This is a genomic window from Luteimonas sp. AC640a (genome assembly GCF_979256585.1).
Genome location: NZ_CEEDOV010000010.1, coordinates 430,520 through 446,345, shown reverse-complemented (window position 1 = coordinate 446,345; position 15,826 = coordinate 430,520). Strand labels below are relative to the sequence as shown.

Below are 15,826 nucleotides of genomic sequence, written 5' to 3'. Positions count from 1 at the left end.
CTCCTTCCCCCGCATGCGGGGGAAGGCTGGGATGGGGGCGAACGATCCGTTTGCTGCTCTGCGTGATCCCAAGTCCGATTTACCGCTTGTGTGCGATTGCCGTAGCGATCTGACGGTTCGCCCCCACCCAACCCTCCCCCGCGCGCGGGAGAGGGCTCTTGAGCGCCGCGTTCGTTCCGCACCGCGTCCCGCCGCGCAAAGTGGTTTCCAGGCATGCTGACCTGGTCGATGCTCTGCTTCCCGCTGCTCGGTGCAGTCGCCGGCGTGCTCGCCGGTCTGCTCGGCATCGGCGGTGGGCTGGTGCTGGTGACCGCCCTGGTCTGGTTGCTGCCGCTCTACGGCGTGCCGCAGGACGCGGCGATGCACACCGCGCTCGCGACCGCACTGGCGAGCATCATCCTGACCGGACTGTCGTCGGCGCGCGCGCATCATCTGCGGCGCAGCGTGTTGTGGCGCACGGTCGCGTGGATGGTGCCCGGCGTGATGCTGGGCGGCTGGATCGGCAGTTGGCTCGCGGTGCTGCTCGACGGCGACGTGCTGCGCTACTGCGTCATCGCTTACTGCGGTGTTGTCGGCACGCAGTTGCTGCTGTCGCGCACGCCGCCACCCGGTGGCGATGCGGTGGTGCCGACCGGCGTCGGACTGTCGGGCGCGGGTGTCGGTATCGGCGCGCTGTCGTCGATCGTCGGCATCGGGGGTGGTGGCATGACCGTCCCGCTGCTGGTGTGGCGGGGCGTGTCGCCGGTGCGCGCGGTCGGCACGTCGTCGGCCTGCGGCGTTTTCATCGCCTTCGCCGCGGCCGCGGGTTACGCGCTGCAGGCGCCGGCGGATGTGCTGCCGGGCGTGTCCTGGGGGTATGTGTATCTGCCCGGCGCCATCGGCATCGCGCTCGCCTCGGTGATCGCCGCGCCGTATGGCACGCGGCTGGCGCATGCAATCAGCGGCGCCGCGCTCAAGCGCGTGTTCGCGGTGTTCCTGTACTGCATCGGCGCGAGCCTGCTGTTCCTGTGATTCCTCTTCCTTTTCCGTTGGACCGTCCATGACCACTGCCGTCCCCGCCATCCCAGACTCGATTGCCGCGCTGGCGCCGCAGATGACCGCGTGGCGCCACGAGATCCACGCGTGGCCGGAACTCGGTTTCGAGGAAGAGAAGACTTCGGCACTGGTCATCCGCGAGCTGCGCGCGCTCGGTCTCGACGTGCACACGGGCCTGGGCGGCACCGGCGTGGTCGCGGTGATCGACAGCGGCACTTCGGGCCTGTCGATCGGCCTGCGCGCGGACATGGATGCGCTGCCGATGGACGAAGTCGCCGACGAACGGGGCGAACTGCCGTACCGCTCGCAGCGCCCCGGTGTGGCGCATACCTGCGGGCACGACGGTCATACCTCCGCGTTGCTCGGTACCGCGCGACACCTGGTGGCGCATCCGCCGGCCAGCGGGCGCGTGGTGCTGATCTTCCAGCCGGCCGAAGAGGGCGGTCGTGGTGCGATCCGAATGATCGAGGACGGCCTGTTTGCGCGCTGGCCCTGCGACGAGGTCTACGCCTTCCACAACATGCCCGCGCTGAAGACCGGCGAGGCCAGCGTGCGCAGCGGTGCCACGCTGCAGTCGCTGGCGGTGTTCGAGATCGCGATCGAGGGCGTCGGTGGCCACGCCGCCGCGCCGCATCGTGCGAACGATCCGCTGCAGGTCGCGGCCCGTCTGGCCGTGGACATCGGCGCGATCGTCGGCCGCCATATCGATCCGATGGAAGCGGCGCTGATCAACGTCGGCTCGCTGCAGGCCGGCACCACGCACAACATCATTCCGTCGACCGCTACCCTCAGCGGCACGATCCGCTCGCTGTCGAAGGACGTGCACGACGAACTGCTCAAGCGCCTGCGCGCACTGTGCGAGGGCCATGCGCAGATCTCGGGCTGCAGCATTGCGCTGGAGATTCCACATTCCTGCCCGCCCTGCGTCAACGCACCCGAGCAGGCGGCGCTGGCGGCCGAGGCAATCGCCGACGTGCTCGGCGCGGACCACGTGAAAACCGATCTGCGCGCGTATCCGTTCTCCGACGACTTCTCGTACATGCTCGAACAGTGGCCCGGCGCCTATCTGTTCCTCGGCATGGACAGCGCGATGTGCCACCACCCGACCTTCCGCTTCGACGACGGCCTGCTGCCGGTCGCGGTCGCCGTGTTCGACCGCATCGTGCGGCGCCGTCTGGGCTGAGCCGGCGACGGCCGAGTCGTCGCCTTGTGTAGGAGCGCGCTTGCGCGCGAGACGCCTTCCCGCTGAAGCTCCATCGCGCGCAAGCGCGCTCCTACGGGGCGTCGTAAGCTGTGCGCCGCGCCGCAGACGCACCACGGCGCGCCGACGTCCACGCGAGTGCCCCATGTCCCAGCGCGACTGGGTGGCCCAGGCCATCCGCAAGATCGAAGCCGATTTCAACCGTTCGGCCGACACCCATCTGATTCCGCTGGCGCTGCCGGGCTTTCCGGGCATCGACGTCTATCTCAAGGACGAATCCAGCCATCCGACCGGCAGCCTCAAACACCGGCTCGCGCGCTCGCTGTTCCTCTACGCGCTGGCCAACGGCTGGCTGCATGCGGACAGCACGGTGGTGGAAGCGTCGAGCGGTTCGACCGCGGTTTCGGAAGCGTATTTCGCACGGCTGCTGGGCCTGCCCTTCGTCGCGGTGATGCCGGCGTCGACCTCGCCGGAGAAGATCGCCGCGATCGAATTCCACGGCGGCCGCTGCCATCTGGTCCCCAGCGCCTGCGGCATCGGTGAGGCGTCGGTGCAGCTCGCGCGCGAGACCGGCGGTCATTTCATGGACCAGTTCACCTATGCCGAACGTGCGACCGACTGGCGCGCGAACAACAACATCGCCGAGTCGATCTTCAAGCAGATGTCGCAGGAAGCGCACCCGGTCCCGCGCTGGATCGTCTGCAGCGCCGGCACTGGTGGCACCAGCGCGACGATCGGCCGCTACGCCAGCTACCGCGGCTACGACACGCGCGTGCTGTGCGCCGATCCGGAACATTCCGCGTTCTTCGCCCATTACGCGCGCTGCATCGATGGCGACACGTCCGGCCATGCCGACGCCGTCGCGCCGTCGTCGCGCATCGAAGGCATCGGTCGTCCGCGTGCGGAGGCCAGCTTCATTCCCGGCTGCGTCGACGCGATGCTGAAAGTGCCCGATGCCCTCAGCCTCGCGGCGATGCGCTGGACGAACACGCGTCTGGGCCGGCGCGTCGGCGGCTCGACCGGCACCAACGTCATCGGCGTGCTCCATGTCGCGCATGCGATGCGCGCGGCGGGTCGCAGCGGTTCGATCGTCAGCATCCTGTGCGACGGCGGCGAGCGCTACGCGCACAGCTACTACAACCCGGACTGGTACGTGGCGCACGGCTTCGACATGGACGCCGCGGATACGCTGGTGCGCGCAGTGGCCGAGCAGGCCGCGGCCTTGCCATCGCTCGCGACCGCCGGCGACGCTGTCGACTGAATGCTGCGCGTCAAGCTGGGGTTGACCCCGGGTGCGGTCAGGTTAAGGATTCGTTACAACAGATCGCCGGCGGCGCAGGGGCACCGGCTCGACCTTCCGCACCATTCGGAGTTGCACACATGACGATGCCTCGCCACCGCCTGGCCGCTGCAGTCCAGCTGTCGCTGCTGCTGGCCCTCCCGGCCGCCGCCAACGCCCAGACCTCCGCGCCGGAGCCCGAGGCGCGCACGCTCGATACCGTGCAGGTCACCGGCTCGCGCATCCGCAAGGCCGAGCTGGAAACCGCGGTGCCGGTGCAGGTCCTCACGCGCGAGGACATCGACCGCAGCGGTTTCACCTCGGTCGCCGACATCGTGCAGAACCTCACCGCCAGCGGCGCGGCGCTCAATACCAAGTTCAATTCCAGCGGCAACTTCGGCTTCCCGCCCGACGGCGGCGGCGTGGGCGCGGGCGCGGCGACGGTCGATCTGCGGCACCTGGGCGCCAAGCGCGTGCTGGTGCTGGTCGACGGCATCCGCTGGGTCAACGAATCCTCCGCCTCGGGCGTCGGCTCGGCGGTCGATCTCAATACGATTCCGCTCGCGCTGATCGACCGCATCGAAGTGCTGGAAGACGGCGCCTCGTCGATCTACGGCTCCGACGCGATCGCCGGCGTGGTCAACATCATCACCAAGCGCGATGCCGAAGGCGGCACGCTCGACCTGCATTACGGCGAGTACGACGATCTCGGCGGTGCGACCTGGGGCGCAGATCTGGGCTGGGGCGGCAGCAGCGAGCGCGCGCAGTGGTTCTTCGGCGCCTCGTATTACAAACAGCGCGAAATCGCCTCGACCAAGTTCGCCAATGCGAGCGTGCCGGTGCCCGGCACAGGTCTGTCCAACGGCAGCTCGGCAACGCCGGAAGGTCGCTTCATCTTCCAGGATCCGAACACCGGCGAGACCTTCGACCTGACGCCCAACGATGGCGCCACGTCGCCGGTCTACGACCCGACCCAGATCGACTGCGCACGCAGCGATGACTTCCACTGTTTCGGCACCGCGGACCGCTACAACTTCGCGCCGAACAACCTGCTGCTGACCCCGTCGGAACGCAAGTCGGTGTTCGGCCAGGCGCGCTTCGAGTTCACCCCGCAGGTCTCGGCCTATGCGCGCGTGCTCTACAACGAGCGCACCTCGGCCAACCAGGCCGCGCCCGAGCCGATCTTCCTCGGCACCGATGCCGGCGTGTACAACCCCTACGCGGAAAGCACGCTGACGATTTCCGCGCTGAATCCGTTCAACCCGTTCGGCTTCGACCTCACCACCGAGGGCGACAATCCGAACCTCTTCCTGCTCGCGCGTCGCCCGGTCGAAGGCGGCCCGCGGCGCTACCAGCAGGACGTCAAGACCTGGTACGCGGCCGGTGGCCTGGAAGGCACGTTCGGCGTCGGCGTGCGCACCTGGAACTGGGACGTGAATCTGGTCCGCAGCCAGAGCCGCGCCGAGCAGACCAATACCGGCAGCTACAACATCCGCCGCATCAACGAAGCGCTGGGCGATCCTGCCGCGTGCGCGGCAATCGCGGGCTGCACACCGCTCGATCTGTTCGGTGGCCCGGGCACGATCACCCCGCAGATGCTCGCCTTCATCCAGCCCGTGGTCCGCGATGAGAGCAGCAACACGCTCACCCTGGCCTCGGCCAACGTCACCGGCGACCTGTTCGAGATGTGGGCCGGTCCGCTGGCCTTCGCGGCGGGCGTGGAATACCGCAAGTACGAAGGCAGCTACACCCCCGATCCGATCACCGTTGCCGGCGAATACAACGGCGTGCCATCGGGCATCACCCGCGGCGATTACGACGTCAACGAGGCCTATGCGGAGTTCAGCGTGCCGCTGATGCGCGACACCGTGTTCGGCGAGACGCTCGACCTCAGCATCGCCGGCCGGTATTCGGACTACTCGACCTTCGGCGGCGAAACCACCGGCAAGGTTGGCCTGCGCTGGCAGCCGGTCGACGAACTGCTGTTCCGCATGAGCTACGCCGAAGGCTTCCGCGCGCCGTCGATCGGCGAGCTCTACGGCACGCTGAGCCGCTTCGACGCGACCCTGGTCGATCCGTGTTCGGGCGCCGCCACGCTGTCCCCAGCCTGCGCCGCGGACGGCGTGCCGGCTGGCTACGAGCAGACCAATTCGCAGATCTCGGTGGTGACCTCGGGCAATGCCGATCTCGAACCCGAGCGCAGCCGCAGCCTGATGGTCGGCTCGGTGTGGAGCCCGTCGTTCGCCGATGAAGTGTGGTGGTCGGACCGCGTCGATCTCGGCGTGACCTTCTACCGGCACCACATCGACGATGCGATCCAGGCGCCCGATGCACAGGCGATCCTCGAGCGCTGCATCGCCACGCGCGATGCGTTCTCCTGCGCGTCCTACGACCGCAGCGACCGTGGCCAGATCATCCGTTTCGACGACATCCTTGCCAACCTCGGCACGATCAAGACCGACGGCTGGGATTTCACCGCCGCGTGGACGCTGCCCGAGCGCGACTGGGGCCGCCTGCGCTTCGACGCCAAGACCACCTGGGTCACGCGCTACGAACTGGCGAACGAGACCGGTGAACTCGAACCGCGCCGTCCGGGCGTCGAGGTCAATAACAGCGCGATTCCCGAGTGGAGCGGCACCCTGGTCACCGACTGGACCCGCGGCCCGTGGTCGCTGGCGTGGACGGTGCGCTACATCGACAGCCTCGTCGAATCCTGCGGCGGCGCCAACGGTTTCCCGATCTGCGACGACAGCGACAACGATCTCAACGGCCTGGGTTCGACGACGTACCACGACCTGCAGCTGTCCTGGCGCAACACCGCCTGGCTCAAGGGCACGCGTCTGGCGCTGGGCGTCAACAACGTCACCGGCAAGGAACCTCCGGTGTGCCTGAGCTGCAGCCTCAACGGCTACGACGCCTCGACCTACGACCTGCCGGGCCGCTTCATCTACGCGCGGTTGGGCATCGATTTCTGAGGTCGCGTCAGGGTTGCTGAAACGAGTGATCCGGATTCAAGGCGATCGGATGATTCGCCCCCACCCAACCCTCCCCCGCGTCGCGGGGGAGGGCTAGAAGCGCGCGTGTCTCGCCCGATTGCAGACGACCAAAGCCCACCCCCGCTTGCGGGGGAGGGTTGGGTGGGGGCAATCGGTCCGTCCCGCGTGGTCCTGAATTAGGCGGCCATCACGGAAAGATCATCTCCGCAGCGCGGCCTCGGGCACGTGCAACTCGGTCGACAGCGCCAGATGGTCCGAGAACGCGGCCGGCAGCGCCTTCATGTCGGCGCACTTGAGATTGCCGGTGACCAGGATGTGGTCGATCGCGCGTTGCGGGCGCCAGCTGGGGAAGGTGTGCACTGCGCACTCAGGCGGCTGCAGGCCGGTCTGGCGGTAGAGCACCGACATCTCGGGCCGGTCGGAGGTGCAGTTGAAGTCGCCCATCAGCACCGCATGTGGGTGATCGGCCAGCACTTCGGCGATGAAGGACAGTTGCGACAGACGCGACTGCGCGCCCAGCGACAGATGCGCCACCGCGACCACCAGACCTTCGTCGCCGTCGCCGAAACGGCTCAGCAGCACGCCGCGGCCGGAGATGCGGCCGGGCAGAGCGTGGTTGACGACTTCGACCGGCTCCAGCCGGCTCAGCAGGCCATTGGCACTCGAGGCAACTGCACCCACGCGCCGGTTCGGCTGGTGGGTCCAGTACTCGAAGCCGCCGCGTTCGGCGAGGTAGTGCGTCTGGTTGGTGAAACCGGAACGCCAGCTGCCCGGATCTGCTTCCTGCAGACCCACGATGTCGTGGGTGCCGGCGAGCGTGGCGATGGCGTCGAGCGCCGTGCGCTTGCCGGCCGGCAACACATGGGACCAGCTGCGCGTCGCGTAGTCGCTGTAGCGACGCGTGCTGGAGCCGGCCTGGATGTTAGCGCTCAGCAGCTTGAGCGTGCGCGACGCCTCGGCGGCCTGCGGATCGGAGTTGTTCACAACGTCGGACGCTTACTGCGCCGCACGCTCCATCGCGACCAGGTGGTCGGTGATGCGCAGGATGTCTTCCAGCGACTTGCCGCCGATCACGCGGTACTTGCCGTTGACGACGATCGTCGGCGTGGCGTTGATACCGCTGCGCACGGCGAACTGGCGGGCGCGGCCGAGGTTGGCGTTGACCGCGAAGCTCTGCATCGTGCTGGTGAAGCGCTGCTGGTCGATGCCCAGCGTGCCGTAGAACGCGGCGATCGCAGCGGCGTCGGCGTTCGGGCGCAGCGTCTTCTCGATGTGGATCGCGTTGAACGTGGCGTCGTGGGTGCGCGGCAGCGTGCCCATCGTCTCGGACGCGAAGAACGCGCGCGGGAAGTTGTCGCTCTCGTCGAACACGGCCGGCAGCGCGACGAAGTTCACGTCGCCCGGCAGGCGCGCCTTCCACGCATTGACCAGCGGTTCGAACGCGGCGCAGTGACCGCACCAGTAGGCGAACACTTCGGCCACTTCGATTTCGCCCGAGGCGTTGGCGAACGGCTGGCCGCCCTGGATCTCGACGTAGTCGGTGCCGGCGACCGGGGCCGGACCCTGCGGTGCGACGACGGGATTGCTGTTGGCGGCGGGCGCCTCGGCCTGCGGATCGGTCGGCGCGGCAGCGTCGCCGACCGGCGCGGCATCCGCAGCGGGCGTCGCCGGCGCGGTCTGCGCCGGCGTCGCGGCCGTGGCAGCCGGCGTGGCAGCAGGATCGGGCTGCTGGCTGCAGGCCATGAGCAGGACGGGTGCGAGCATCAGGAGCAGGGTGTGGCGGATCTTCATGTTCATTCTCTCGAAGGAAATCGTTCGATGGGCGACGCGCGTCAGCGCTGGGCGCGTTCGCGTGCGATCAACTGGTCGGCAATCACGAGGATGTCCTCAAGCCGCCGTCCCATCACCCGGTAACGGCCGTTGATGATGAGCGTGGGCGTGCCTTCCACGCCACTGCGCACCGCGAACGCCCGCGCGGCGTTCAGTTTTTCGTCGGTCGTCGGGCTCGCCATCGCGTCTGCGAAACGGGCCTGCGAACGTGCGCCCTGCGTGGCGTAGAACGCCGCGATCGCCTCGATGCTCGCGCCGCTGCGCGGCAGCACGGATGTTTCGTGTACGGCCGAGAACACCGCGTGATGGCTGCGCGCATCGAGGCGCTGGGCCTGTGCGACGAAGAAGCCGCGGGCGAAGTTGTCGCCGGCCGAGAAGGCCGCCGGCAGATAGGTGAAACGCACGTCGGGTGGCGCCTTCGCGCGCCAGGTGTCGACCAGCTTCTGGAAGTGGAAGCAGTGCACGCAGCCGTAGGAAAAGATCTCCACGACCTCCATCTTGCCGTCGAGCGGCTGCCACGGCTGGCCGTCGGCGATCAGAGCGTAGTCAACGCCTTCGACGGGCGCAGCGGTCTGCGCGGCCGCCGGCAAGCATGCGGATGCGGCGAGCACGGCGATCGCGAGCAGATGGCGCCAGCTGCGGGTCAGGGACGACATCGTCGGGTCACTCCGGAATGCAGACGCCGTGCGCGCGTCGGCCCCTGCGCGCGGAGGCGCGAGGACCGGCATCGGCACGGCGTGGAAGGGGGATGTGCAGGTTCAAGTCGACAGGGTGCCGGAGTCCGGCACCGGGGAATGCATCACGGCGTTTCGGGCGCCGGTGCGGGCGCGGGCTCCGCGGCAGGCGCAGGCTCCGCAGCTTCGAGCGCGTCGTCGGCGGTCGCATCGGTCGCCGGGACCGCCTGTTCTTCGGCCGGCACCGCCGGCGCGGGCATCGACGCGGCCTGTGCCTCGATCGCGGCCAGCATTGTCGGGTCGGGGCGCGCATGCAGGCCCTGCATGTAGCTCGCCACCGCTTCGATCTCTTCGTCGGTCAGCGACTTGGCCACCGCGGCCATGACGTTGAACAGGTGCTTGTCGTCTTCACTGCTCTGGCCTTCGCGGTAGGCGTAGAGCCGCCCGGAGCTGTACCAGGCCTGCTGGCCGCCGACATGCGGATACGCCGGGCCTGGATTGCCGCTGCCCGCCGGGCCGTGGCAGGCCATGCAGGCCGGAATGCCGCGCTCGGTGTCGCCGCTGCGGAACAGTTTCTGGCCGACCTCGAAGAACTTCATGTCCTTGTACGGACCGGCCTCGACCACGGCATCGTCGGCAATGCCGGCGCCGCTGGTCTGCTGGGCGAAGTGCGCGCCGAGATCGCGCATGTCCTGCGCGCTGAGCGGCATCGCGAACGGCTGCATGATCGCGTTGACGCGCTCGCCGCTCTTGAACAGCGCCAGCTGGCGGGCCATGTAGCGCTCGCTCTGGCCAGCGATGCGCGGGTAGAGACTGGGGTCGGCTTCGGCATTGCCGTCCAGACCGTGGCACGCGGCGCAGGCGCCGGCGAGCTGGGCACCCTTCTGGGGATCCCCGTGCGTCGTCTTGGTGAGTTCGGCGACGGCGTTGTCGTCCAGATTCCGTGTTTCCACGGCCGGCGCGTCCGGCAACGGCTGCACGGAGGACTGCGCGAACGCGACTGCGCCCACGGCAATGACAACAAGACCGGCGATACCAATGACGCGAGCATGGCGCATTGCTGGGCTCCGAGATCGTTCAACGCCGGTCCGACAGGTGCCGGCCGCGAGTCTCCGGATTATGTTGGCCCGCACCGGGCGGGTCAAACCGCGCGGGCAAGGCGGCGTCTGTCGTGCCAAGCTATTGCGATGTCCAATCCCTTTGCACGCGCCAAATATCTGTTGGCCGCCCACACCCCGCAGCAGCTTCCGGCCGACGGCGGGTACGAGGTCGCATTCGCCGGCCGCTCCAATGCCGGCAAGTCCAGTGCGCTCAATGCGCTGTGCCAGCAGAACGCGCTCGCGCGCGTGTCCAAGACGCCGGGCCGCACCCAGCAGCTGGTGTTCTTCGATTTCCCGCCGCACGACAACCGCTTCCTCGTCGATCTGCCCGGCTACGGTTACGCCAAGGTGCCCCGTGACCTCAAGGCGCACTGGCAGGCGTTCCTGGCGCAGTACTTCCGGGAACGCCAGGCGCTCAAGGGTCTGGTCGTGGTGATGGACATCCGCCATCCGCTCAAGGAGTACGACCGCCAGATGATCGCCTTCGCGGTCGAGCACGGCATGCCGGCGCACGCCCTGCTGACCAAGGCCGACAAGCTGGGCCGCGGCGCGGCGGGCAACACCCTGCAGGCGGTCCGCAAGGAACTGCTGGCGCTGCACGGCGACAAGGTCAGCGTGCAGACGTTCTCCGGCGAAACCAACATCGGAATCGACGAGGCGCGGGGCGTGATCGCGCGCTGGATGGACATCGGCCCGCGGACCCCCGTACGCGCGTCCTGAGCGGACCGCGCGCCTCAGAGCGCGACGTGGAAGAGCCGGCCGATCAGGCTGGCCGCCGCCATCGCCAACGCGCCCCAGAAAAACACCCGCATAGCGCCGCGCGCGACCGGCGCGCCGCCGGCCCAGGCGGCCAGTGCGCCTGAGGCCAGCAGCGCGATCAGCGTGGTCGCCACGATCACCGGCTCGGCGTGGCCTGCGGGCGTCAGCAGCGCGGCCAGCATCGGCAGCGCGGCACCCACGCAGAATGCGGCGGCCGAAGCGCCGGCCGCCTGCAGCGGACGCGCGGTCAGGGTGTGACTGAACCCCAGTTCGTCGCGGGCATGGGCGCCGAGCGCGTCATGGGCGGTCAGCTGCACTGCGACCTGTTGCGCCAGGGCCGGATCGAGGCCCCGGGCGCGGTAGATCCCGGCAAGTTCCTCGAGTTCTTCGGCAGGCGTGTCGCGCAGCTCGGCGCGCTCTGCGGCCAGGTCGGCGTGTTCGGTGTCGAGCTGCGAACGCACCGACACGTACTCGCCCGCGGCCATCGACATCGCACCTGCCACGATGCCGGCCACGCCGGTCAGCAGCACAGTGGCGTGCGGGCTGCCGGCTGCGGCCACCCCGACAATCAGGCCCGAGATCGACACGATGCCGTCGTTGGCGCCGAGCACCGCCGCGCGCAGCCAGCCGACCCGCTCGCCGCGATGACGCTCGGGGCGCAGATGACGTTGCAAAGACGGCGCGCTGACCATGATCCGAGCATACGCCGCGGCGACGAGACACTGCGGCTCCATTGACGAGGCCGACAGCGCCGCACGGGACGCTTATAGTGCCGGCCTGCGGGCTCTGCCCGATCGCGAGTTGCCGCCTTGTCCAGTCCCAGCCACGTCGCAGACACCCCGATCACCGACCGCGCGCAGCTGGTCGAAGTGCTCGCATCCGGCGAGAAGCCGATCGAGGACTGGCGCATCGGCACCGAGCACGAGAAGTTCGGCTTCCGTCTCGACGATCTGCGCCCGCCGACCTTCGACGGCGCACGCGGCATCGAAGCGCTGCTCACCGGGCTGACCCGCTTCGGCTGGGCGCCGGTGGACGAAGGCGGCCGCACCGTCGCGCTGCTCAAGGACGGCGCCTCGGTGACGCTGGAGCCGGCCGGTCAGCTGGAGCTCTCCGGCGCACCGCTCGAACACATCCACCTGACCTGCAGCGAAGTCGAAAGCCATCTGCGCGAAGTCCGCGCGGTGGCGGATGGCTTGGGCCTCGGTTTCCTCGGCATGGGCTTCCAGCCCAAATGGTCGCGCGCCGACATGCCGTGGATGCCCAAGGGCCGCTACAAGATCATGCGCGACTACATGCCCAAGGTTGGCGATCTGGGCCTGGACATGATGACCCGCACCTGCACGGTGCAGGTCAACCTGGACTACGCGACCGAAGCCGACATGGTGAAGAAGTTCCGCGTGTCGCTCGCGCTGCAGCCGGTGGCCACGGCGCTGTTCGCCGATTCGCCGTTCGTCGAGGGCAAGCCCAATGGCTACCTCAGCTACCGCTCGCAGATCTGGACCGATACCGACGCCGACCGCACCGGCATGCTCGATTTCGTGTTCGAGGACGGTTTCGGCTACGAGCGCTACGTCGACTACCTGCTCGACGTGCCGATGTACTTCTCGTACCGCGACGACACGTATCACGACGCCAGCGGCCAGAGCTTCCGCGACTTCATGCGCGGCGAACTGCCCGTGTTGCCGGGCCAGCTGCCGACACTGCGCGACTGGAACGATCACATGACCACCGCATTTCCCGAAGTGCGGCTGAAGAAGTTCCTGGAAATGCGCGGCGCCGATGGCGGCCCCTGGAACCGGCTGTGCGCGTTGCCGGCGTTCTGGGTCGGCCTGCTGTACGACGACGCCTCGCTGGACGCGGCCTGGGATCTCGTTCGCGATTTCTCGATGGCCGAACGCAACGCGCTGCGCGACGACGTGCCGAAGTTTGCACTCAAGACGCCCTTCCGCGGTGGCACGCTGCGCGATCTGGCGGTCGAGGCGCTGAAGATTTCCGCCGCCGGCCTGCAGCGTCGCGCGCGCACCAATGCGCGCGGGCAGGACGAGCGCGTGTTCCTCGAGACATTGATCGAGATCGCCGAGTCCGGCGAAACGCCGGCCGAGCGCAAGCTCGCTCTGTATCACGGACCGTGGCAGGGCGACATCGACCGTGTGTTCCGCGAGTTCGCGTACTGACGCAGACGTTGCACGACAGTCACACGGGGCTTGTGTAACGTGGTCGGATGAACGCCCACGACGATCTGCCCCTACCGCTGCGCGAAGTCGGTTTCGCGAAGACCGATGTCCTGCTCCGCGATGACGTCCGCCGCCTGGGCGCGATGGTCGGCCATATGTTGTCCGAACAGGTGTCGCCTGCACTGCTCGACCAGGTGGAAGCGGTGCGTCGCGCGGCGATCGCACGACGCGAAACCGGCGCGCCGGTCGACACGCTCGCCGATGGTCTGGCCAATGTCTCGCTCGACGATGCCGATGCGCTGGTGCGCGCGTTCGCCGCGTACTTCGGCGCGATCAACCTCGCCGAACGCGTGCACCGCATCCGCCGACGCCGTGACTACCAGCGCACCGGCGACGCGCCGCAGCCCGGCGGCCTGGAAGCGGTGCTGCAGGAACTGAAAAGCGCCGGCGTCGAACTGCCGCAGCTCGAAGCCGCACTCGCGCGCCTGCACATCGAGCCGGTGTTCACCGCGCATCCCACTGAGGCCGTGCGCCGGGTGCTGCTGGAGAAAGAGCGCACGATCGTCGAACGGCTGATCGCCGACATCGACCGCGAGCGCACGCCGACCGAACGCCGCGCCGACGATGCACGCATCGTGCTCGCGCTGACGTCCGCGTGGCAGACCTCGGAATCGCCGGCGCACAAGCCGACTGTCGCCGATGAGGTCGAGCATGTCGGCTACTACCTGTCGAACGTGCTCTACCGCGTGCTGCCGGTGTTCTACGAGGCGCTGGGGGAGGCGATCGAATCCGTCTATGGCGCGCGTCCAGAGCTGCCGCAGGTGCTGCGTTTCGGCACCTGGGTCGGCGGCGACATGGATGGCAATCCAAACGTCAACGCCGACACCATGCGCGCCGCACTCGGCGCGCAGCGCAGCCAGGCGCTGGCGCAGTACCGCCGCGACCTGCGCGGGCTGGGCAATGTACTGACCCAGACCCTGGGCCGCGCGACGATCGACGAGACCATCTCCGCACGCGTCGACGATTACCGGCGCCGCCTGCCCGACGCCGATGCCGCGCTCAATCCGCGCCATGCCGACATGCCGTACCGGCGCCTGCTTGATCTGATGCAGCTGCGCCTGCGCCTGACCGACGCCGATCATCGCGCCGGTTACGCGGACGCCGACGCGTTCCGCGCCGACCTCGACCTGATGGACGACAGCCTGCGCACGAACCGCGGCGATCACGCCGGCCTGTTCGCGCTCGAACGCCTGCTGTGGCGTGCGCGCACGTTCGGCTTCCATCTCGCAGCGCTCGATCTGCGCCAGGATTCGGCGGTGCATGACGAGGTGCTCGGCCGCATCGACGGCAGCGACTGGGCCGCGCTGGCCGTCGACGCGCGCGTCGAGCGTCTGCACGCAATGCTCGATGCGCCGCCGAAGGCCAATGGCGCGCTGTCGAATGACAGCGTCGCCTCGACGCTCGGCGTGTTCGATGCGGTCACCGATCTGCGCCGCAGCCATGGCGCGTCCGCGACCGGCCTGTACATCATTTCGATGGCGCGCAGCGCCGCCGATGCGCTCGCGGTGCTGGCACTGGCGCGCATCGCCGGCTGTGTCGAAGACGCTCAGGTGCCGCTCGATGTGTCGCCGCTGTTCGAGACCGTCGACGATCTGCAGGCCGCGCCTGCGGTGATGCGCGCGCTGTTCGACGATCCGCGTTATCGCGCGCACCTCGCCTCGCGTGGCGAACGGCAGACGGTGATGCTCGGCTACTCCGACAGCGCGAAAGACGGCGGCCTGCTGGCCTCGCGCTGGGCGCTGCAGCGCACCCAAGTCGAACTGACCGCGCTCGCCCGCGATGCCGGCGTGCGCATCGTGTTCTTCCACGGCCGCGGCGGTTCGGTGAGTCGAGGTGGGGGCAAGACCGGGCGTGCGATCAACGCCGCGCCACGCGGTTCGGTCGATGGCAGCCTGCGCGTGACCGAGCAGGGCGAGGTCATCCACCGCAAGTACGGCATCCGTGCACTGGCGCTGCGCAATCTTGAACAGTCGACCGCAGCGGTGTTGCAGGCGACGCTGCGTCCGCGTGCGCCGGATCCGCGCGAGGACACCTGGCGCGCGATCGCCACCGATCTGGCCGACGTGTCGCGCGCGCACTACCGCGCGCTGGTGCACGAACGCGCCGACTTTCCCGACTATTTCCGCGCGGCCACGCCGATCGACGTCATCGAACGTCTGCAGATCGGTTCGCGCCCGTCGCGCCGGCGCGATGGCGGCATCTCGAACCTGCGCGCGATTCCGTGGGTGTTCGCCTGGGCCCAGAACCGCTCGGGCCTGACCGGCTGGTACGGCCTCGGCACCGCGCTGCAGCACGGCATCCAGACCTACGGCCAGCAGGCGATGACCGAAATGGCGCGCGACTGGCCGTTCTTCAGCGCCGCGCTCGACGATGTGGAGATGCTGCTCGCCAAGACCGACATCGCGATCTTCGAGCGCTACTCGCGACTCGCCGGCGACGCGCACGACGCGTTCTTCCCCGGCATTCTCGAAGAGTGCCTGCGCACCCGGGACGCGATCCTGTTGCTCAAGGAACAGGACGTGCTGCTGGCCGACGACTACCGCCTGCAGCTGTCGATCCGCCTGCGTAATCCGTACGTCGATCCGATCAGCCTGCTGCAGGTCGAACTGCTGCGCCGCTGGCGCGCGACGGACCGCGAGGACGATGCGCTGCTCAGCGCACTGGTGTCGACCGTCAACGGCATCGCGGCGGGCATCCAGAACACGGGTTGAGGTGCCG

The 15,826-nt window shown here is 68.7% G+C and carries 12 protein-coding genes; 7 read left to right on the top strand and 5 right to left on the bottom strand.

All coding sequences use genetic code 11. The features are described 5' to 3' along the window. Positions 1 to 213: 213 nt before the first annotated feature. From ACZ9YD_RS11060 to ACZ9YD_RS11045, 4 genes are all read left to right on the top strand, one after another. Positions 214 to 1,011, top strand: a complete 798-nt coding sequence (locus ACZ9YD_RS11060; RefSeq protein WP_465075264.1) for a sulfite exporter TauE/SafE family protein — start codon at positions 214 to 216, stop codon at positions 1,009 to 1,011. Between the two features lie 28 nt (positions 1,012 to 1,039). Next, on the top strand, positions 1,040 to 2,218 hold the full coding sequence (locus ACZ9YD_RS11055; RefSeq protein ID WP_465075263.1) for an amidohydrolase: 1,179 nt from the start codon (positions 1,040 to 1,042) through the stop codon (positions 2,216 to 2,218). A 163-nt stretch (positions 2,219 to 2,381) separates the two neighbouring features. Then, complete coding sequence (locus ACZ9YD_RS11050) at positions 2,382 to 3,497, top strand: PLP-dependent cysteine synthase family protein (protein WP_465075262.1); 1,116 nt, start codon at positions 2,382 to 2,384, stop codon at positions 3,495 to 3,497. Positions 3,498 to 3,616: 119 nt separating this feature from the next. Further along, positions 3,617 to 6,490, top strand: a complete 2,874-nt coding sequence (locus ACZ9YD_RS11045; RefSeq protein WP_465075261.1) for a TonB-dependent receptor plug domain-containing protein — start codon at positions 3,617 to 3,619, stop codon at positions 6,488 to 6,490. A 219-nt stretch (positions 6,491 to 6,709) separates the two neighbouring features. On the opposite strand, the gene ACZ9YD_RS11040 is transcribed toward ACZ9YD_RS11045, so the two are convergent. From ACZ9YD_RS11040 to ACZ9YD_RS11025, 4 genes are all read right to left on the bottom strand, one after another. After that, positions 6,710 to 7,495 carry an endonuclease/exonuclease/phosphatase family protein gene (locus tag ACZ9YD_RS11040; protein WP_465075260.1) on the bottom strand — a complete coding sequence of 262 codons (786 nt, stop codon included), beginning with the start codon at positions 7,493 to 7,495 and terminating at the stop codon, positions 6,710 to 6,712. 12 nt (positions 7,496 to 7,507) lie between these two features. Continuing rightward, complete coding sequence (locus tag ACZ9YD_RS11035) at positions 7,508 to 8,302, bottom strand: thiol:disulfide interchange protein DsbA/DsbL (RefSeq protein ID WP_465075259.1); 795 nt, start codon at positions 8,300 to 8,302, stop codon at positions 7,508 to 7,510. 41 nt (positions 8,303 to 8,343) lie between these two features. Then, the gene (locus ACZ9YD_RS11030) at positions 8,344 to 8,997 is read right to left on the bottom strand and encodes a thiol:disulfide interchange protein DsbA/DsbL (RefSeq protein ID WP_465075258.1); all 654 of its coding nucleotides are present in this window, start codon (positions 8,995 to 8,997) and stop codon (positions 8,344 to 8,346) included. A gap of 143 nt (positions 8,998 to 9,140) precedes the next feature. Further along, entirely contained in the window at positions 9,141 to 10,073 is a 933-nt protein-coding gene (locus tag ACZ9YD_RS11025; RefSeq protein WP_465075257.1) for a c-type cytochrome, read from the bottom strand. Positions 10,074 to 10,202: 129 nt separating this feature from the next. On the opposite strand from ACZ9YD_RS11025, the gene yihA reads away from it, so the two are divergent. Then, positions 10,203 to 10,835 (top strand): ribosome biogenesis GTP-binding protein YihA/YsxC, encoded by a 633-nt coding sequence (gene yihA, locus ACZ9YD_RS11020; protein WP_465075256.1) that lies wholly within the window; start codon positions 10,203 to 10,205, stop codon positions 10,833 to 10,835. A 14-nt stretch (positions 10,836 to 10,849) separates the two neighbouring features. Here yihA and ACZ9YD_RS11015 read toward each other — a convergent pair whose 3' ends face one another. Beyond that, the gene (locus ACZ9YD_RS11015) at positions 10,850 to 11,566 is read right to left on the bottom strand and encodes a VIT1/CCC1 transporter family protein (RefSeq protein WP_465075255.1); all 717 of its coding nucleotides are present in this window, start codon (positions 11,564 to 11,566) and stop codon (positions 10,850 to 10,852) included. A gap of 117 nt (positions 11,567 to 11,683) precedes the next feature. Between ACZ9YD_RS11015 and ACZ9YD_RS11010 the strand changes: the two genes are divergently transcribed. Together ACZ9YD_RS11010 and ppc are read left to right on the top strand one after the other, a co-directional pair. Continuing rightward, complete coding sequence (locus ACZ9YD_RS11010) at positions 11,684 to 13,048, top strand: glutamate--cysteine ligase (RefSeq protein WP_465075254.1); 1,365 nt, start codon at positions 11,684 to 11,686, stop codon at positions 13,046 to 13,048. 47 nt (positions 13,049 to 13,095) lie between these two features. Then, positions 13,096 to 15,819, top strand: a complete 2,724-nt coding sequence (gene ppc, locus ACZ9YD_RS11005; RefSeq protein ID WP_465075253.1) for a phosphoenolpyruvate carboxylase — start codon at positions 13,096 to 13,098, stop codon at positions 15,817 to 15,819. Positions 15,820 to 15,826: the final 7 nt, after the last annotated feature.